Here is a 19,050-nt window from a genome sequence, read left to right as displayed (position 1 = left end):
GAGAATTCCATGCCGCTTGCGATGAACCGTGAGGTCTTCATTACCTGTGCCGTCACCGGGTCCGGCGGCTCGCAGGACCGCAGCCCGCATGTGCCACGCTCGCCAAAGCAGATCGCGGATTCCGCCATCGATGCGGCCAAGGCGGGTGCAGCCATCGTCCATTGCCATGTGCGCGATCCGGAGACCGGCAAGCCCAGGCGCGACGTGTATCTCTACCGCGAAGTGACCGAGCGCATCCGCGAGGCCAATGTCGACGTCATCCTGAACCTGACCGCCGGCATGGGCGGCGACATGGTGTTCGGCTCGCCGGAAGCGCCGCTGCCGCTCAACGAAAAAGGCACCGACATGGGCGGCGCCACCAACCGCATGGAACATGTGCGCCAGTGCCTGCCGGAAATCTGCACGCTCGACTGCGGCACCATGAATTTCGCCGAGGCCGACTATGTCATGACCAACACGCCCGGCATGCTGCGCGCCATGGGCGGCATGATGACGGCGCTCGGCGTCAAGCCGGAGATCGAGGCCTTCGACACCGGTCATCTGTGGTTCGCCAAGCAGTTGGTCGAGGAAAAGGTGCTGAACCCGGATGCGCTGGTGCAGCTCTGCATGGGCGTGCCATGGGGCGCGCCTGACGACCTCAACACCTTCATGGCCATGGTCAACAATGTGCCGTCGACCTGGAACTGGTCGGCCTTCGCCATCGGCCGCAACCAGATGGCCTATGCCGCGGCCGCGGTGCTGGCCGGCGGCAATGTCCGCGTCGGGCTGGAAGACAATCTGTGGCTCGACAAGGGCGTCCTGGCGACCAATGCGCAGTTGGTCGAGCGCGCCGCCAGCATCGTTACCAATCTCGGCGCCAGGATTCTTGGACCGGAAGAGGTGCGGCAGAAGCTCAACCTCACCAAGCGGGCGCCGATCGCGGCATAAATTAGAGCATGATCCCGAAAAGTGGGAATCGGTTTTCGGAAAAGATCATGTTCCAGGAAGAAACCGGAGGGTCAGCATGACTACCGTAAAATTCACCGCGATGAAGGATGGCGACCGGGACGATTACGAGTTCCTGACCGCGCATGAAATCGATTATGCGGCGAGGACCGGCGAGCGGCTGCTCGATGCGCTGGTGCAGCTCGACGAAGGCCTGTCCGGCTACAAGATCACAAGACTCGGCCATTCGCTGCAGGCGGCGACGCGTGCCTGGCGCGACGGCGCCGATACCGACTGGATCGCTTGCGCGCTGCTGCACGACATCGGCGACATTTACGCGCCTTACAATCACGACGAATATGCCGCGTCGATTCTGAAGCCTTTCGTGCGCGAGCAATGCACCTGGGTCGTGGAGAAGCATGGCGACTTCCAGCGGCTCTACTATGCCCATCATCTCGGCGGCAACCGCCACGCGCGCGACCGCTTTGCCGGCCACGCCTATTTCGACGATTGCGACCAGTTTTGCGAGCGCTGGGACCAGTCCAGCTTCGACCCCGACTACGACACGCTGCCGATCGAATTCTTCCGGCCCTTCGTGCTCGAGGTCTTTGCCCGCACGGCCTACGACGCGACCGTGATCCGCGCCGGCGAGCGCGTGCCGCTCATCGATCCCACGACAGCCATGACAAGAACCGGAGCCTCAGCATGAGCATCATCAACAAGGCAGCCGCCATCGGTGGCGGCGTCATCGGCGCCGGCTGGGTGGCGCGGCTGCTGCTCAACGGCATCGACGTGTCGATCTTCGATCCCGACCCCGAGGCATCGCGCAAGGTCGGCGAAGTGATGAAGGGCGCGCGCCGCGCCTACAAGCAGATGGTGCCCGGCGGCCTGCCGAAAGAGGGCAAGCTGATCTTCGCCAAGACCATCGCCGAGGCGGTCGCCGATGCCGATTTCATCCAGGAGAGTGTGCCGGAACGGCTCGACCTGAAACACCGCGTGCTGGCCGAGATCGATGCCCACGCACCGGCTAACGCGATTGTCGGCTCCTCGACCTCCGGCATCAAGCCGACCGATATGCAGGTGGCGATGAAGAAGCATCCGGAGCGGCTGGTCGTCGGCCATCCGTTCAACCCGGTCTATCTCCTGCCGCTGGTCGAGATCGTCGGCGGCGAGCAGACCTTTCCCGAGGCGATCGAGGTCGCCAAGGAAATGTATGCCTCGATCGGCATGAAGCCGGTGGTGATCCGCAAGGAGATCGAGGCCTTCGTCGGCGACCGCCTGCTCGAAGCGGCATGGCGCGAGGCACTGTGGTTGATCAAGGACGGCATCTGCACGGTCGAGGAACTCGATGACATCATGCGCTACGGCTTCGGCTTGCGCTGGGCGCAGATGGGCATGTTCCAGGTCTATCGTGTCGCCGGCGGCGAGGCCGGCATGCGCCACTTCATGGCGCAGTTCGGGCCGTGCCTGAAATGGCCATGGACCAAGCTGATGGATGTGCCGGAGTTCAACGATGAGTTGGTCGACCTGATCGCCACGCAATCGGACGACCAGGCGCATGGCCTGTCCATTCGCGAATTGGAAAAGATCCGCGACGACAATCTGGTCGCCATCATGGATGCGCTGTCGAAGCAGAACAAAGGCAAGGGCTGGGGCGCCGGCGCCCTGCACAAGGACTACACCAGGCAGTTGGCCAAGCTGGCGGCGAAGAAGCCAACGGCCTCCAAGGCTGCCGAGAAAGCCAAAGCGTTGAAGCCGGTGAAGAAAGCCGAAAAGCCGAAGAAAAAGACCGGCAAGAAGAAAGGCTGAGAGCATGGATTTCGGGCTGTCGGAGGAACAGAGGCTCATCGTCGAGACGACGCGTGCGTTCGTCGAGAACGAGCTTTACCCGCATGAGCGCGAGGTCGAGCGCACCGGCGTGCTGCGCCGCGACCTGATCGAGGAGATCAAGATCAAGGCGATCGAGGCCGGGCTCTATGCCGCCAACATGCCGGCGGATGTCGGCGGTGCAGGCCTCGATACGGTGACCTGGCTGCTCTACGAAAAGGAACTCGGCCGCGCCAACTATGCGCTGCATTGGACCTGCGTGGCGCGGCCCTCCAACATCCTCCTGGCCGGCACGCCGGAGCAGCGCGAGAAATACCTGTTCCCCAGCATCCGCGGCGAGAAGTGGGACTGCCTGGCGATGACCGAGCCGGGCGCCGGCTCCGACCTGCGCGGCATGAAGGCGACCGCCGTGCAAGATGGCGACGACTGGGTGCTGAACGGCACCAAGCATTTTATCTCCCACGCCGACCTCGCCGACTTTGCCATCGTCTTCATGGCTTCCGGCGAAGAGGATTCGCCGCGCGGCAAGCGCAAGAAGATCACCGCCTTTTTTGTCGACAAGGGCACCAAAGGCTTCACCGTCCGCGATGGCTACCGCAATGTCTCGCATCGCGGCTACACCAACGCCATTCTCGAATTCGACGACTGCCGCTTGCCAGGAGCCCAAGTGCTCGGCGAAGTCCACAAAGGGTTCGACGTCGCCAATTCCTGGCTCGGCGCCACGCGCCTGCAGGTCGGCGCCACCTGCCTCGGCCGTGCCGAGCGGGCGCTTGGCCATGCCGTCGAATATGCCGCGCAGCGCCAGCAGTTCGGCCAGCAGATCGGCAAGTTCCAGGGCATATCGTTCAAGCTTGCCGACATGGCGACCGAATTGAAGGCTGCCGACCTGATGGTGTTCGAAGCCGGCTGGAAGTACGATCAGGGCACCGTCACCGACCAGGACATGGCCATGGCCAAGCTGAAGGCCACCGAAATGCTTGCATACGTTGCCGACGAAGCGATCCAGATCCATGGCGGCATGGGGCTGATGGACGATTTGCCGCTGGAGCGCATCTGGCGCGACGCGCGTGTCGAGCGCATCTGGGAAGGCACATCCGAGATCCAGCGCCACATCATTTCAAGGGCGCTGCTGCGCCCGTTCGGGGCCTGAAAAAAGATATGTTTGCGTTCCTTGGCGCCCCCCTCTGTCCTGCCGGACATCTCCCCCTCAAGGGGGGAGATCGGATGGCATTTTCGATTTCGCCAATTATCACCGTTGTAGGTCTTGAGCCGACGACGAAGCTGCCAATCTCCCCCCTTGAGGGGGAGATGCCCGGCAGGGCAGAGGGGGGTGCTCGTGCACAAGCTTGAACGTCTTCTGCGCCCCAAATCGATCGCAGTGTTCGGCGGGGCGCAGGCCGCGGCCGTCGTCGCGCAATCGATCAAGATGGGCTTTGCCGGCGAGATCTGGCCGGTGCACCCGACCAAGGACGAGGTCGCCGGCCGCAAGGCCTATCGTTCGGTGGCTGACCTGCCTGGCGCGCCGGACGCCGCCTTTGTCGGCGTCAACCGGCATTTGACCATCGAGGTGGTCAAGGCGCTGGCCGAGCGCGGCGCCGGCGGCGCCGTCTGCTTTGCCGCCGGCTTCCTCGAAACCGAAGCCTATGACGATGATGGCGAGCGGCTGCAGGCCGAGCTGGTCGCGGCAGCCGGCTCGATGCCGATCATCGGGCCGAATTGCTACGGCCTGATCAATTATGCCGACGGCGCGCTTCTGTGGCCCGACCAGCACGGCGGCATAAGACTGGCCGAGGGCGGCAAGGGCGTCGCCATCATCACCCAGTCCTCCAACATCGCCATCAATATGACGATGCAGAGGCGCGGCCTGCCGATCGCCTTCCTGATGACCGCCGGCAATCAGGCGCAGACCGGCCTGTCCGAAATGGCGCTTGGCCTGATCGAGGACGAGCGGGTCACGTCGCTCGGCCTGCACATCGAGGCCTTCGATTCGGTAGCGGGCTTCGAGCGGCTGGCGGCACGGGCGCGCGAGCTGAAAAAACCGATCATCGCCATGAAGGTCGGCCGTTCCGAACAGGCCAGGCAGGCGACCGTCTCGCATACCGCTTCGCTGGCCGGCTCCGACGCCGCCTCGGGTGCGTTCCTGCGGCGGCTTGGCATTGCGCGTGTCGATTCGATCCCTGCCTTCATCGAGGCGCTGAAGCTGCTGCACATCACCGGACCTTTGCCAGGCTATAGGCTGTCGTCGATGAGCTGCTCCGGCGGCGAGGCCTCCGTCATGGCTGACAGCGCCGAAGGGCGCTGGGTCAATTTCCCTGTGCTGATCGACAGCCACCGCGCCCATGTCAAATCGACGCTCGGGCCGCTGGTCGCGGTCGCCAATCCCTTGGACTATCACACCTTCATCTGGAACAACGAGCCGGCGATGACCGCCACCTTCACCGCCATGGTGTCGGGCGGTTTCGACCTCAACATGCTGGTGCTCGACTTTCCGCGCCCCGACCGCTGCTCGGTCACCGACTGGTGGGCGACGCTGCGCGCCTTCGAATCGGCGCTGAAGACCAACAAGGCGCATGGCGCGATCGTCTCTTCGCTGCCGGAGAACCTGCCGGAGGAATACACGGCCGAGTTGATGGCGCGCGGCATGGTGCCGTTGTTCGGCATTTCGGAAGCCATGGATGCAGCCGGGGCGGCTGCCTTCATCGGCTGGGCTTGGGCTGAACCTCAGGCGCAGCCGATCGACACGTCCGCCTCCGGTGCCCCCGGCGGCGACCACGTCACGCCTGACGAGGCCGAAGCAAAATCGCGGCTGATCAAGGCTGGCCTGCCGGTGCCGAAGGGCGAACGCGCCGGCAATGCCGTCGAGGCGGTGATCTCGTCCATGGCGCTCGGTTTCCCGGTGGCGTTGAAGGCGCTCGGCGTCACCCACAAATCCGAAGTTGGCGCTGTCAGGCTCAATCTCAGGGATGCCGAATCCGTCAGCACCGCAGCGCATGACCTGTTGCCGCTCGGCACCGGGCTCTATGTCGAGCGCATGGTGCGCGACGGTGTTGCCGAACTCATCGTCGGCTTCACCCGCGATCCGATGTTCGGCGCGGTGATGACGCTCGGCACCGGCGGCGTACTGGTCGAGCTGTTGCGCGACAGCGTCACCCTGATGCTGCCGGCGACCCGCGACGATATCGAGGCGGCGCTGCGCGGCCTGAAACTGTTCCCGCTGCTCGAAGGCTATCGCGGCCGGCCGAAAGCCGATGTCGCGGCTGCCATCGATGCCATCTCTGGCATTGCCGCCTTCGTGCAACAGAATGCCGGCGAGATCGAGGAACTCGACATCAACCCGCTGATCGTCTGCAGCGAGGGCAAGGGCGCCTGGATCGCCGACGCGCTGCTGGTGCTGGGAGAGAACAAGAATGTCTGACGTCATTTCGACCCGCCGCGAGGGCACCATCCTCGAAGTCACCCTCGACCGGCCCAAGGCCAACGCCATCGACCTGAAGACCTCGCGGCTGATGGGCGAGACCTTCAAGGCATTCCGAGACGATCCGGAGCTTCGCGTCGCCATCGTCAAGACCGCCGGCGGCAAGTTCTTCTGCGCCGGCTGGGACCTCAAGGCCGCTGCCGGCGGCGACGCGGTCGACGGCGACTATGGCGTCGGCGGCTTTGCCGGGCTGCAGGAACTGCGCGACCTCAACAAGCCGGTGATCGCTTGCGTCAACGGCATGGCGGTCGGCGGCGGCTTCGAACTGGCACTGTCCTGCGACCTCATCTACGCCTCCGACCATTCCTCCTTCGCGCTGCCCGAAATCCGCGCCGGCACGCTGGCCGACGCGGCAACGATCAAACTGCCGAAGCGCATCCCCTACCATGTCGCCATGGACCTTTTGCTGACCGGCCGCTGGATGGATGTCGCCGAGGCGCATCGCTGGGGCCTGGTCAACGAAGTGCTGCCCAAGGAGAAGCTCGAGGACCGTGTCTGGGAGATCGCCCGGCTGCTGGCCGGTGGCCCGCCGCTGGTGTTTGCTGCGATCAAGGAGACGGCGCGCGTGGCCGAGGCGCTGACCTTCCAGGACGCGATGAACAAGGTGACGCGGCGGCAATTGCCGACGGTCGATGCGCTCTACGGCTCCGAGGACGGCATGGAGGGTTTTCGGGCTTTTGCGGAAAAGCGTGAGCCGGTTTGGAAGGGGAAGTAGTGGGAACGATGGCGTTCCGTGACACCCCCCTCTGCCCTGCCGGGCATCTCCCCCGCAAGGAGGGAGATCGGATGTCGCGTCGCTCTTCGCCAATCTCCGAGGTTCCAGGAAAGGCGCCGAGGCCGAAGCTGCCAATCTCCCCCCTTGCGGGGGAGATGTCCGGCAGGACAGTGGGGGGTGTTCAAGCTCAGCCATCCCAGACCGCCTACCACCCATGACCGACTACAAAACCCTCATCGACGCCGAAACCTGGGCGTTCATAGAGCGGACCAATTCCTACTATCCGCCCGACACGATCGACTACACGATCGCGCAGCAGCGCGAGATCTACGACCGCATGTGCCGCGAATTCTTTGCCGGCTATCCCGAAGGTATCGCTGTCGAAACCTCAGCCATTGCGACGCCCACGCACGATATCCCGATCCGTATCTACCGGAGTCCATTCCGGGCAGCCGTGACGGTGCTCTATGTCCATGGCGGCGGCTTCATCCTTGGTGGGCTGGACAGCCACGACGATGTTTGCGCGGAGCTTTGCGCGCGCACAGGCTATGAGGTGGTCTCGGTCGACTATCGGCTGGCGCCGGAACATCTGCATCCGGCCGCCTTCGACGATGCGATGAGCGCCTTCGAATGGGCCGCCGCCAATCGCGATCATCCTGTCGTGCTCTGCGGCGACAGTGCCGGCGGCAATCTCTGCGCCGCCATCAGTCACGCCACGCGCGGCCATGCAAAAAGGCCGGTTGGCCAAGTGCTGATCTATCCCGGCCTCGGCGGCGGTCGGTCGAAGGGATCCTATGTAAGGCACGCCGAAGCGCCGATGCTGACCATGCGCGATCTCGAATTCTACAAACACATCCGCACTGGGGGGCAGGACCGCAGCGGCGATGCGACGCTGGCCCCGCTTGCCGACACCGACTTCTCCAACCTGCCGCCGACGGTGCTGATCACCGCGCAATGCGATCCGCTGTCGTCGGATGGTGAGACCTATCGCGACCTGGTCGTTGCGGCAGGCGGCCGCGCCACCTGGTTCGAGGAACCGGGATTGGTGCACGGCTATCTCAGAGCCCGGCACACGGTCGGCCGCGCTCGCGCGAGCTTCACCCGGATTGCGGACGCGGTAGCCGCCCTTGGGCAGGGCGATTGGCGCTGGTGATCGCGGCTGGACTCTGAGGACCGACCGGCGCCGCTTCATCCCACCGTAGCGGCCGCTGCCCGGCCGGCGCTGCGGCCGGAAAAGATGCAGCCGCCGAGGAAAGTGCCTTCCAGCGCCGCATAACCATGCACGCCGCCGCCGCCAAACCCAGCGGCTTCGCCGACCGCATAAAGCCCGGCGACCGGCAGGCCATCGGCACCCAGCACGCGGCTGTCGAGATTGGTCTGCAGGCCGCCCAGTGTCTTGCGGGTCAGGATGTTGAGGCGCACCGCGATCAGCGGGCCATTTGCCGGGTCGAGCATCTTGTGCGGCTTGGCCGTGCGGATCAGGCGGTCGCCGAGATAGGCCCGCGCCCCGCGCAGGGCGGTGATCTGCATATCCTTGGAGAACGGGTTGTCGAGCTGCCTGTCGCGGGCGCGGATCTCGCGCTCGACCTGGGCTAACTCAAGCAGCGGTTCGCCGCCGGCCAGCGCGTTCATGCGGGCGACCAGATCAGGCAAGTCGGCCTCGACGATGAAGTCCTCGCCCTTTTCCATGAACGCCTTCACCGGACCCGGAATGCCCGACGTGGCGCGGCCGAGCACCTGGCGCCAGCTCTTGCCGGTCAAATCGGGGTTCTGCTCGGAGCCCGACAGCGCGAACTCCTTCTGGATGATCTTTTTGGTCAGGATGAACCAGGAATAGTCGAAGCCGGTGCTCATGATGTGGGAGAGCGTGCCCAGCGTGTCGAAGCCGGGATAGAGCGGCACCGGCAGGCGCTTGCCGCGTGCGTCGAGCCACAGCGATGACGGGCCGGGCAGGATGCGTATCGCATGGTCGGTCCAGATCGGCGCCCAGTTCTTGATGCCCTCGACATAGTGCCACATGCGGTCGCGGTTGATGATCGAGCCGCCGGCCTGTTCCGTGATCGCCAGCATGCGACCGTCGACGTGATCGGGCACGCCGGTGATCATGCGCTTCGGTGCCGCGCCCAGCCGTTTGGGCCAATTCTCCCGCACCAGTTGATGGTTGGCGCCGATGCCGCCGGAGGCGACGATCACCGCTTGCGCGTGAAGCTCGAAATCGCCTGATATGTCGCGCGAACTCTTCTGGCCGCGCTCGACGGTGCTCGGCTGCAGGATGTCGCCGCGCACGCCGTCGACAGTCGCACCCGTGCGGGTCAATTCATTGACGCGGTGGCGGAATTTGAAGCTGATCAGCCCTTGCTTCTGGGCTTCGCGTACGCGCAGGACAAAAGGTTCGAGCACGCCGGGGCCGGTGCCCCAGGTGATGTGGAAGCGCGGCACCGAATTGCCGTGGCCAATGGCGTTGCCACCGCCGCGCTCGGCCCAGCCGACGACGGGAAAGAATTTCAGGCCGCGCTGTATCAGCCAGGAGCGTTTTTCGCCGGCGGCAAAGCCGACATAGGCTTCCGCCCATTTGCGCGGCCAGAAATCCTCGGGCCGATCGAAAGCCGCGGTGCCCAGCCAGTCTGCCAGCGCCAAGTCATGCGAATCGCGGATGCGCATGCGCCGCTGCTCCAGTGAATCGACGAGGAAAAGGCCGCCGAACGACCAGAACGCCTGGCCGCCGAGCGACTGCTCCGGCTCCTGGTCGATGACGACGATTTTCCTGCCCGCCTCGGCAAGCTCGGCGGCGGCAACAAGCCCTGCAAGGCCAGCGCCGACAATGATCACGTCCGCATCGTCAGCCATCTTTCCTCCCAGAATTAGCCGGCTACTTCAATGCAAGGGATCAGACGGTCTCCCAGCCGTCCGTGCCGCCGGCGCGGAAGATGGCATCGATGACTTTCTGGTTGAGCACGGATTCCTCCAGCGTGAAGACGCGCTCCTTGCCGCCCTGTGCCGCCCGCGCGAAGGTCTCGACCTCCAGCCGGTACTGCTGCGTGCCGGGAAAGCGGAACACTTGCGCCTCGGTGTGGTTCTGGTTGTGCAGTTCGACGCGGTGGTGGTCGTAGAGCCCGGCGTTGAAGGGCGAGAACAGCTCGATGAAACCCTTCTCACCGTGGAACACCATGACCTGGCGCGCCGCCATCTGCGTCGACAGATAGAACGAGAGCTCGAAGTCACCGAAATCGGCGCGGATCGAGGAATAAATGTCGGTGCCGAATGTCTTGTCGCGCTCGATCGTCGCCTGCACGCGCAGCGGCTCCTTGCCGGTCGAAAAGCGCGTCGACACGGTCGGGTAGACACCGATGTCGGGCAGCGCGCCGCCACCGAGGTCGAGCTGGTTGCGCATGTTGCTGGGGTCGACGTTGTAGTAGGAGAAGGCGCCCTGCACATGGCGCAGCCGGCCGATTGCGCCGCTGGCGATGAGATCGCGCACCTTGATCCATTGCGGATGGTAGATGACCATGAAGGCTTCGCAGACCAGCACCTTCTTCTGGTCGCGCAGCTTGATCAGCGGGAGAATGTCCTTGGCGTCGAGCGCCAGCGGCTTTTCGACCAGCACATGCTTGCCAGCTTCGATGGCCTTGGCCGCCCACTCGACATGCTGCGAGGTCGGCAGCGGGATGTAGACGCCGTCGACCTCGTTGGAGGCAAGCAGTTCCTCATAGGAGCCGAAGGCATGCCGCGCGCCGAAGCGGTCGGCCAGCGCCTTGGCCTTCGACAGGTCGCGGCTGGCGATCGCCGACAGCACGCCATTCTCCGCCTCGACCATGGCCGGCAACAAATGCTCGCGGCCGATCTTGGCCGTCGACAACACACCCCATCGGAACATGAAGCTTCTCCTCTCGATTACAGGCGACGAGGTTTGCCCGAAATCGCCGGAAAAGCCAATGACAAGGTCAGCCCCTTTTGCCGGTCAGCGTCATGTCGAAGTCGACGATGTTGGAATAGATCGGCGTGCCGACATCCATGCCGTAGCGCGACCTCAGCACCTTGCCGGTGACATGGAATTTGATCGTGCCGGCCTTGAGACCGCCAAGCTCGGCCGAGAACTTTTCCGTAGATGTCTTGCCGCGCGCCGTCAGCCGGCCGCTGACGAGGGCCGTGGTGTCGCTGGTTCGGGTCACGCTGGTCGAGCGGAACTGGATTTCCGGGCTGTTGGCGGCATCGAACACCGCGTCGGAGCGCAGGAAGGCATCGATACGGCCTTGGCCGGTGCCGACGCTTTCGGGAAAGATGGTGAAATTGACCTGCGAGCGCCCGACATCGCTGTTGTCGATGCGGATCGAGCCCTTGAAGCGCGCGAAGGCGCCGCTGAGGCCGCCGCCGCCGACCTTGCCGATGGAAAAGCGGATGCTGGAGCTGGCCGGGCTGATCGAATAGCTGCCGGCGGCGTCGCCAAGCGCGACGGCCGCTGAAACAGGCATGGCAAGGCAGGCGGCGACCGCCGCAAATCCGAGGATGCGCGTGTACATGGGGGTGTTCCTTGTTGGAGGCAGCGCATTTTCTGCGCCCTCCCCCCATGAACGAATGAACCGCCCGCTCTATTCCTGATCTGACGAAGGCGTGATCATGCGCGTGAGCACGCCATCCCTGAGCTGGAAATGATGACGCAGTGCCGCAGCTATATGGAGAGCCACAATCGCCATGCCGGCATAGGCGAGATACCAATGCGTTGCCGCCCAGAAGCTTTCGGCGCCATCCGATTCGGCCAGCGGCAGGTTCGGCATGATGAACAGATTGAAAGGCAGGCTGGGGATCTCCAGCATCGAGACCGACACCAGCGCCCAGCCGGACAAAGGCAAGGCAAGCTGAAACGCATAGAGCGCAAGATGGGCCAACGGTGCGGCCCGACGCTCCAGAGTCCCGACCGAATGCGGCAGCGCCGGCGTTGCATTCCCAAGGCGCCAGGCGATGCGCAGGATGATCAGGCCGAGCAGCATAAAACCGAAAGATTTGTGCAGTTGGATCAGTTCGAAGGCGGTGCGCTGGCTGGTCAGCCGCACCATGACGAAACCGAGCCCGAACTGGCCGATGAAGATCAGCGCAATCAGCCAGTGGAGAATGATCGCGCCCCAGCCATAGCGGGTCGTGCTGTTGGTGATCGATGTTTGCATGCGAGGCGAACGAATGCCGGGACGGCTTTCTTCCAGCGCCCTTCACCCTCCCCCTTGTGGGGAGGGTGAGCTATCCGCTCACCTTGAAGAAATCGACAAACGCCCTGAGCGCCGGGCGCATCTGGCGGCGGCTCGGATAATAGACAAAGAAGCCGTCGAAGGACGGACACCAGTCCTCCAGCACGCGGATCAGCCTGCCGTCGGCGAGCTGCGCGCGGACATAGTCCTCGAAGACGAAGGCGAGCCCGGCGCCGTCGACCGCCGCCTGGGCAATCAGATGGTCCTCGTCGAGGATCAGCGGTCCCTCCACCGCCATCTCGATCGCCTCGCGGCCCTTCTCGAACTCCCAGCGGTAGAGGATGCCGCTGGAGAACCGGAAGCGGATGCAGCGGTGATCGGTCAGGTCGCGCGGGTGGTGCGGCTTGGGGCTCGCCTCGAAATAGACCGGGGCGCCGACCACAGCGCCGCGAAGGTCCGGCCCGATGCGCACCGCGATCATGTCGCGCTGCAGGCTCTCGCCCAGCCTGACGCCAGCATCGAAGCCCCCTTCCACCACGTCGGTGAAGCGGTCCTCGATGACGATCTCCAGCACGATGTCGGGATAGGCCGACGCAAAGGCGCCCAGCCGTGGCGTCAGCGCCAAATGGGCTGCGGTGCGCGGCACGGTCAGGCGCAGATTGCCGGCCGGCCGGTCGCGCGTCTCGATTGCCGTCTCCAGCGCCAGATCGATCTCGGACAGCGCCGGCCGCAGCCGCTCCAACAACTGCGCACCTTCTTCGGTCGGCGCGACGCTGCGTGTGCTGCGCGCCAGCAGGCGCACGCCAAGCCGCGCTTCGAGGCTGGACACCGCGTGGCTGACCGCCGAAGGCGCGATGGCCAATTCCCTGGCGGCGCCGCGAAAGCTGCCGCATTGGGCAACGGTTGCCAGCACGGCCAATTGGGAAAGATGCGCGCGATTCATTGATCTATCTTTTAGAACAGCCCGTACAAATGAGATCCGATTATCGAACACAAGGCAAGGCGCTATTTCTCCCACATCGCAACAAGGAGACGCGTTATGCAAACCCGCAAGCTAGGAACTGAATTGAACGTCTATCCCGTCGGCCTGGGCTGCATGGGCATGAGCTTCGCCTATGGCGGCCAGGCGGAAGCCGATGCGATCGCCACGCTGCACCGCGCCGTCGATATTGGTGTCAACTTCTTCGACACCGCGGAAGTCTATGGCCCTTACGAGAATGAGATCCTGCTCGGCAAGGCGCTGAAGTCCGTTCGTGACAAAGTGACCATCGCGACCAAATTCGGCTTCAGGATTCTGGAGGAAGGCAGAGGCCTCGACCGCATGGCCGGCGTCAACAGCCGCCCCGGCCATGTCAAGGCGGTGGCCGAGGCCTCGCTGAAGCGGCTGGGCACCGATGTGATCGACCTCTACTACCAGCACCGCGTCGACCCCAACGTGCCGATCGAGGACACGGTCGGCGCCATGGCCGAGCTGGTGCGCGAGGGCAAGGTGCGCGCGCTTGGCCTGTCGGAAGCGAGTGCCGCGACCATCCGCCGGGCCCATGCCGTGCATCCAATTGCAGCCGTGCAGAGCGAATACTCGCTGTGGAGCCGCGACCCGGAAGACGAGGTGTTCGCCGTCTGCCGCGAACTCGGCATCGGCTTCGTTCCCTACAGCCCGCTCGGCCGTGGCCTTTTGACCGGCACGATCGCCAAGCCCGAGGCGCTGAGCGACGACGACTGGCGCCGGACCTTGCCACGCTTCCAGACCGACGCCATGGCCGCCAATGCCGCCGTTGTCGCCACGCTGGAAAAGATGGCGGCCGAGAAAGGTGTGACCTCGGCGCAGCTGGCGCTGGCCTGGGTGCTGCACCAGGGCGATTTCATCGTGCCGATCCCCGGCGCGCGCAAAATCCGCCATCTCGAGCAGAACACGGCGGCGGCCGGGATCGCGCTGAGCGCTGCCGAGGTGCAGGCGATTGGTGACGCGCTCTCGCCGAACAAGGTTGTGGGCAAGCGCTATACGGAGGAGTTGCTGGCGCTGGTGAATGGGTGAAAACTGGTGAGTAATCGAAAGGGGCGCTTCAGCGTCCCTTTTTCGTACGCCGCGATTTAGATCTGGGAGACGTTGGCACGAGGCACCCCCCTCTGTCCTGCCGGACATCTCCCCCTCAAGGGGGGAGATTGGGCAGCTTCGTCGCCGCGCACATTTTGCGGCGCTGGCGAATGGCGAAAGCCGAGCTGACATCCAATCTCCCCCCTTGAGGGGGAGATGTCCGGCAGGACAGAGGGGGGTGCCTCGTGCCGGCTTTTCCTACCAAGGCACAACACTGATCTCCGGCCAGTTCTCCCTCGCCCGCGCCCCCTTCGTCTCATGCGTCCGTTGGTTGTCCATCACCCGGTTCGGCACGATGCAAAACGAGAAGACATCGTCGAGTCCGAACGGCGCAACCAGATCGAGCTGCCCATCCGCATCGTATCGCACACCGACCGCGTGGGTCTTCGACGCGAAATGGCTGACGGATTCGCTGGAACTCAAATAGCGCGGGCACGGCTGTCCGAACTTCTGCGGATACCAAAGATGCACCCGCGCTTGGTTGCGCACCTCGACCGGCAGCGGCAGTCCTTCGAAATGCACCGCCGCCCGGCGGATCACCGCGTCCTCCGCCTCGTAGGACAGGTCGGCGTCATCGAAATAGAACAGGTCGACATCCCTAATGCCGTAACCTGACGGCTTTCCCGTCAGATGGTTCCAGACAGTATTGTAAAGTGCGCCTGAAACCACCAGCCAGTCCGGCAGGTCGAGCGTGTGGGCACGCGCCAGCGCTTCGCGGACGAGCGCATCCGCCAACAGGATGTCGAGAAACACCACACGCTGTGCTTCGAACGGCAGCCCAGAATAGCGAAGATGGTCCATCGCCCCTTTTGAGGGCGATTCGCCATAACTCCGCAATCCTCTAGCCGCGCAGAACGCCGCCGGTCTGCTTGCCGACATTCTCGACGATGCGCTTGGCCAGCGCTTCGAAATCCTCGTCGGTCAGCGTCTTTTCGACCGGCTGGATCGACACTTCGATGGCGATCGATTTCTTGCCCTCGCCCAGCGAAGCGCCTTCGAAGATGTCGAAGACCGAAACAGCAGTGATCAGCTTCTTGTCGGCTGCGAGCGCTGCGCGGACCAGCGTGCCGGCCTCGACCGACTTGTCGACGACGAAGGCGAAATCGCGCTTGACCGCCTGGAAAGGGGACAGTTCCAGTTTCGGCTTGGTTTTCGTCGGCTTGGCCTTCGGTTCGGGCACCGCATCGACGAACACCTCGAAGCCGCACAGCGGCCCGGAAACATCGAGCCCCTCCAGCGTCTTCGGGTGGAATTCGCCGAAACTGCCGAGCACGGTTTTCGGGCCGAGCTTGATCGTGCCGGAACGGCCGGGATGATACCAGGCCGGACCGCCGGCCTCGATCTGCAGCCGCTCGACCGGCGCACCGCAGGCTTCCAGCGCGGCGATCGCATCGGCCTTGGCGTCGAACACGCCTACCGGACCTGAATTGCCGGCCCAGTTGCGGCCGGGACCATCGAGCTTGGCGGTGCCGCGACGCACGCCGGCGGCCACGCGCCGCTGCTGGTCGGCGCCGTCGCCTTCATAGGTGCCCGACACTTCGAACAGCGCCACGTCGCCAATGCCCTTGTCGGCATTGCGCTGGGCAGCGGCGATCAGCCCCGGCAACAGCGAGGGCCGCATGTCGGACATATCGGCGGCGATCGGGTTGGCGAGCTTCAGAGCGGTCTGGCCGCCGCCGAACAGTTCGGCGTGTTTGGCCGGAATGAATGACCAGGTGACGGCTTCCATCATGCCGCGCACGGCAAGCGCGCGCTTGGCGGTGCGGGTACGGACCTGCAACGTGGTGAGTATCTTTGCGTTGACCGCATCATGCGCACCGAGCGGCTGCGGTGCGATGTTGTCGACACCGTGGATGCGCATGACCTCCTCGACCAGGTCTGCCTTGCCATCGACGTCAGGGCGCCAGGACGGCACGGCGACATCGACGACATCTCCCGAGCCCTCCGGCTTGAAGCCAAGGCGCGACAGGATGTCGAGGCTTTCCGTCCTGGGAACCTCGATGCCGGTCAGCCGCTTCACTTCCGAAAGCGGGAAGGAAACGATCTTCGGCTTGTGTTCGGTATAGCCGGCCACTTCGATCTCCGTCGGCGTACCGCCGCAGAAATCGAGCACCAGTTTCGTTGCCAGCTCGACGCCGGGAACCATGAATTCGGGGTCCACCCCGCGCTCGAAGCGGTAGCGCGCGTCGGTGATGATGCCGAGCGTGCGGCCGGTGCGCGCCGTGGTGATCGGATCCCAAAGGGCCGATTCGATCAGCACGTCTGATGTGTTCTCGTCGCAGCCCGAATGCTCGCCGCCCATGATACCGGCGATGGACTCGACGCCGTTGTCATCTGCGATGACGCACATTTCCGGCGTCAGCGTGTATTCGCGGCCGTCGAGCGCCTGCACCTTTTCACCATCGCGCGCGCGGCGCACGACGAGATTGCCGGCAACCTTGCTGGCGTCGAACACATGCAGCGGGCGGCCGCGGTCGAAGGTGACATAGTTGGTGATGTCGACCAGCGCGCTGATGGGTCTCAGCCCAATGGCGATCAGCCGCTGCTGCAGCCATTTTGGCGACGGCCCATTCTTGACGCCCTTGACCAAGTTGAGCGCGAAGCCGGGGCAAAGCTCCGGCGCTTCGATCGTTACCTTGACCGGACACATGCCATTGCCGACATGCGGCATGATAGCGCCGCCGACGAGGCGGCCAAGCCCGCTCGCCGCCAGATCCCTGGCGATGCCGTAGACGCTGGTGGCATCCGGCCGGTTCGGCGTCAGATTGATCTCGATGACCGGATCGTCGATATGCGCATAGGCGGCGAAGCTGGTGCCGACCGGCGCATCCTCGGGCAAGTCGATGATGCCGTTGTGTTCGTCGGACAGTTCCAGTTCGCGCTCGGAACACATCATGCCGTGGCTTTCGACGCCCCTGATCTTGCCGACCGTCAGCGTCACGTCGATGCCCGGAACATAGGTGCCGGGTGCGGCAAAGGCGCCGATCAGGCCCGCGCGGGCGTTTGGCGCGCCGCAGACGACCTGCACGGGTGGCTTGCCGTCGCCGGTGTCGACGGTCAGCACGCGCAGCCGGTCGGCATCTGGGTGCTGAACCGCCGTCAGCACCCTGGCGATGACGAAGGGCTTCAGGCTCGACTTGTCGTCGACATGCTCGACTTCGAGGCCGATCGAGGTCAGCCGCTCGACGATCTCGTCGAGCGTGGCGTCGGTCTCTAGGTGGTCCTTGAGCCAGGAGAGGGTGAATTTCATGGGACTGTTCCGTCTGGTCTTTTGACGCTTGATTTCAGATGTCTCGGCAGGTCGTCGGACATATGCAAATAGGGCAGCTGCTCGCCGATATAGGCATGCAGCGTCGGCTCAAGATCGGCCGGCATGTCCATGGCGCCGAGCACGAAGTAGATGTCGTCCTCCAGCCGCTCGTCGACATAGGCGATGGGTGAGCCGCAGGTGCCGCAGAAAGAGCGCGTTACCGGGCCGTTCTCATACATCTTCAGCGCCTTGCCGGTGAACGCGACCTGATCGACCAGGAAGCCGACAAAGGCCGACACCGGCGCGCCGCTCGCGCGCCGGCAATCGCCGCAATGGCAATAGCTGACGTGGTGCGGCTCGGCCAACGCCTCGAACCGCACGGCGCCGCAGCGGCAGCCGCCGGTGTACGGCGCTGTCATGTGCTCAGGCCTCCGAACAGCGTCGGCATGTCGAGCGGCCGGAAGCCATAATGCGACAGCCAGCGGACGTCTGCATCGAAGAAGGCGCGCAGGTCCGGCATGCCGTATTTCAGCATGGCGATGCGGTCGATGCCCATGCCCCAGGCAAAGCCCTGATATTCGTCCGGATCGAGGCCGCCATGGCGCAGCACATTGGGATGCACCATGCCGCAGCCTAGGATTTCCATCCAGTCGGAGCCTTCGCCGAAGCGCACTTCGCCGGGCCTTGAGCGGTCGCACTGGATGTCGACCTCGAGGCTCGGCTCGGTGAACGGGAAGAAGGACGGCCGGAAGCGCATCTTGACCTGCGGCACCTCGAAGAAGGCCTTGCAGAACTCCTCCAGCACCCACTTCATGTTGGCGACGTTGGCTGTCTTGTCGATCACCAGTCCCTCGACCTGATGGAACATCGGCGAATGGGTGGCGTCCGAATCCTGCCGGTACGTCTTGCCCGGAATGACGATGCGGATCGGCGGCTTCTTCGTCTCCATGGTGCGGATCTGCACCGGCGAGGTGTGCGTGCGCAGAAGCTTGCGCTCGCCCTTCTCGTCCGACTGGAAGAAGAAGGTGTCGTGCATCTCGCGTGCCGGATGGCCTTCGGGGAAATTCAGCGCGGTGAAATTGTAGTAGTCGGTCTCGATATCGGGACCTTCCGCGATGGAGAAACCGAGGTCGCCGAAGATCGCAGCAATCTCGTCGATGACCTGGCTGATCGGATGGATACGGCCGCGCTCGGCCGGCGACTGCCGCACCGGCAGCGTCACGTCGACCTTTTCGGCGGCCAGGCGGGCGGTGATCGCCACATCCTTGAGCTCGGTCTTGCGGGCGGTAAGCGCATCGGTGACGCGGTTCTTGAGGCCGTTGATGGCCGGGCCTTTGATCTGGCGCTCCTCGGCGGTCATGGCGCCAAGTGTCTTCAGCATCTCGGACACGCTGCCCTTCTTGCCGAAAGCAGCGATGCGCACGGCCTCGATGGCCGGCTCATCGGCGGCCGAGGCGATCTCGGCCAGAAGTGAGTTTTCAAGCGTATCCAGGCCAGTGGTTGCGTCGTTCACGGTCAAACTCGCTACGTTGGAAATCAGCTTCAAAGTCAAAGTCACTTTTAAGTTGAAAGTTCAGGCATAAAAAG

The 19,050-nt window shown here is 64.2% G+C and carries 17 protein-coding genes; 8 read left to right on the top strand and 9 right to left on the bottom strand.

Annotated features, from left to right (window positions below; all coding sequences use genetic code 11):
- The first annotated feature begins 9 nt into the window (after positions 1-9).
- The 7 genes from EOA16_RS18050 to EOA16_RS18010 all read left to right on the top strand — a co-directional run bounded on the left by EOA16_RS18050 (position 10) and on the right by EOA16_RS18010 (position 8,094).
- Positions 10-927: a 3-keto-5-aminohexanoate cleavage protein gene (locus EOA16_RS18050; protein ID WP_127259487.1), complete on the top strand. Its 918-nt coding sequence runs from the start codon at positions 10-12 to the stop codon at positions 925-927.
- 76 nt (positions 928-1,003) lie between these two features.
- Positions 1,004-1,633 carry an HD domain-containing protein gene (locus EOA16_RS18045; RefSeq protein WP_127259486.1) on the top strand — a complete coding sequence of 210 codons (630 nt, stop codon included), beginning with the start codon at positions 1,004-1,006 and terminating at the stop codon, positions 1,631-1,633.
- Complete coding sequence (locus EOA16_RS18040) at positions 1,630-2,733, top strand: carnitine 3-dehydrogenase (protein WP_127259485.1); 1,104 nt, start codon at positions 1,630-1,632, stop codon at positions 2,731-2,733. Before EOA16_RS18045 ends, EOA16_RS18040 begins: the two co-directional genes overlap by 4 nt.
- A gap of 4 nt (positions 2,734-2,737) precedes the next feature.
- Entirely contained in the window at positions 2,738-3,901 is a 1,164-nt protein-coding gene (locus EOA16_RS18035; protein ID WP_127259484.1) for an acyl-CoA dehydrogenase, read from the top strand.
- Between the two features lie 186 nt (positions 3,902-4,087).
- Positions 4,088-6,166 carry an acetate--CoA ligase family protein gene (locus tag EOA16_RS18025; protein WP_127259483.1) on the top strand — a complete coding sequence of 693 codons (2,079 nt, stop codon included), beginning with the start codon at positions 4,088-4,090 and terminating at the stop codon, positions 6,164-6,166.
- Positions 6,159-6,941 carry a carnitinyl-CoA dehydratase gene (locus EOA16_RS18020; RefSeq protein WP_127259482.1) on the top strand — a complete coding sequence of 261 codons (783 nt, stop codon included), beginning with the start codon at positions 6,159-6,161 and terminating at the stop codon, positions 6,939-6,941. Before EOA16_RS18025 ends, EOA16_RS18020 begins: the two co-directional genes overlap by 8 nt.
- Before the next feature lie 214 nt (positions 6,942-7,155).
- The gene (locus EOA16_RS18010) at positions 7,156-8,094 is read left to right on the top strand and encodes an alpha/beta hydrolase (RefSeq protein ID WP_127259481.1); all 939 of its coding nucleotides are present in this window, start codon (positions 7,156-7,158) and stop codon (positions 8,092-8,094) included.
- A 35-nt stretch (positions 8,095-8,129) separates the two neighbouring features.
- On the opposite strand, the gene EOA16_RS18005 is transcribed toward EOA16_RS18010, so the two are convergent.
- The 5 genes from EOA16_RS18005 to EOA16_RS17985 all read right to left on the bottom strand — a co-directional run bounded on the left by EOA16_RS18005 (position 8,130) and on the right by EOA16_RS17985 (position 13,061).
- Positions 8,130-9,788, bottom strand: coding sequence for an FAD-binding dehydrogenase (locus EOA16_RS18005; RefSeq protein ID WP_127259480.1), 1,659 nt, complete (start codon positions 9,786-9,788; stop codon positions 8,130-8,132).
- A 40-nt stretch (positions 9,789-9,828) separates the two neighbouring features.
- Entirely contained in the window at positions 9,829-10,815 is a 987-nt protein-coding gene (locus tag EOA16_RS18000; protein ID WP_127259479.1) for a Gfo/Idh/MocA family oxidoreductase, read from the bottom strand.
- A gap of 67 nt (positions 10,816-10,882) precedes the next feature.
- Positions 10,883-11,458: a YceI family protein gene (locus EOA16_RS17995; RefSeq protein WP_127259478.1), complete on the bottom strand. Its 576-nt coding sequence runs from the start codon at positions 11,456-11,458 to the stop codon at positions 10,883-10,885.
- A gap of 69 nt (positions 11,459-11,527) precedes the next feature.
- On the bottom strand, positions 11,528-12,100 hold the full coding sequence (locus tag EOA16_RS17990; RefSeq protein ID WP_127259477.1) for a cytochrome b: 573 nt from the start codon (positions 12,098-12,100) through the stop codon (positions 11,528-11,530).
- A 70-nt stretch (positions 12,101-12,170) separates the two neighbouring features.
- Positions 12,171-13,061, bottom strand: a complete 891-nt coding sequence (locus tag EOA16_RS17985; protein ID WP_127259476.1) for a LysR family transcriptional regulator — start codon at positions 13,059-13,061, stop codon at positions 12,171-12,173.
- 96 nt (positions 13,062-13,157) lie between these two features.
- On the opposite strand from EOA16_RS17985, the gene EOA16_RS17980 reads away from it, so the two are divergent.
- Complete coding sequence (locus EOA16_RS17980) at positions 13,158-14,153, top strand: aldo/keto reductase (RefSeq protein WP_127259475.1); 996 nt, start codon at positions 13,158-13,160, stop codon at positions 14,151-14,153.
- A 258-nt stretch (positions 14,154-14,411) separates the two neighbouring features.
- Here the strand turns inward: EOA16_RS17980 and EOA16_RS17975 are convergent, their stop codons facing one another.
- The 4 genes from EOA16_RS17975 to pheS are packed head-to-tail and all read right to left on the bottom strand — an operon-like array spanning position 14,412 to position 18,976.
- Entirely contained in the window at positions 14,412-15,014 is a 603-nt protein-coding gene (locus EOA16_RS17975; RefSeq protein ID WP_127259474.1) for a nucleotidyltransferase family protein, read from the bottom strand.
- A 40-nt stretch (positions 15,015-15,054) separates the two neighbouring features.
- Positions 15,055-17,463, bottom strand: coding sequence for a phenylalanine--tRNA ligase subunit beta (pheT, locus tag EOA16_RS17970; protein ID WP_127259473.1), 2,409 nt, complete (start codon positions 17,461-17,463; stop codon positions 15,055-15,057).
- Positions 17,460-17,882 (bottom strand): GFA family protein, encoded by a 423-nt coding sequence (locus EOA16_RS17965; protein WP_127259472.1) that lies wholly within the window; start codon positions 17,880-17,882, stop codon positions 17,460-17,462. The genes pheT and EOA16_RS17965 overlap by 4 nt, the downstream gene beginning before the upstream one ends.
- On the bottom strand, positions 17,879-18,976 hold the full coding sequence (gene pheS, locus EOA16_RS17960; protein WP_127259471.1) for a phenylalanine--tRNA ligase subunit alpha: 1,098 nt from the start codon (positions 18,974-18,976) through the stop codon (positions 17,879-17,881). Before pheS ends, EOA16_RS17965 begins: the two co-directional genes overlap by 4 nt.
- Between the last annotated feature and the right edge of the window lie 74 nt (positions 18,977-19,050).

Origin of the sequence: Mesorhizobium sp. M7A.F.Ca.US.008.03.1.1 (assembly GCF_003997495.1) — a bacterium.
Classification (GTDB): Bacteria; Pseudomonadota; Alphaproteobacteria; order Rhizobiales; family Rhizobiaceae; genus Mesorhizobium.
Note: the sequence above shows the minus strand (reverse complement) of the source record. Positions and strands in the feature narration are given on the sequence as shown.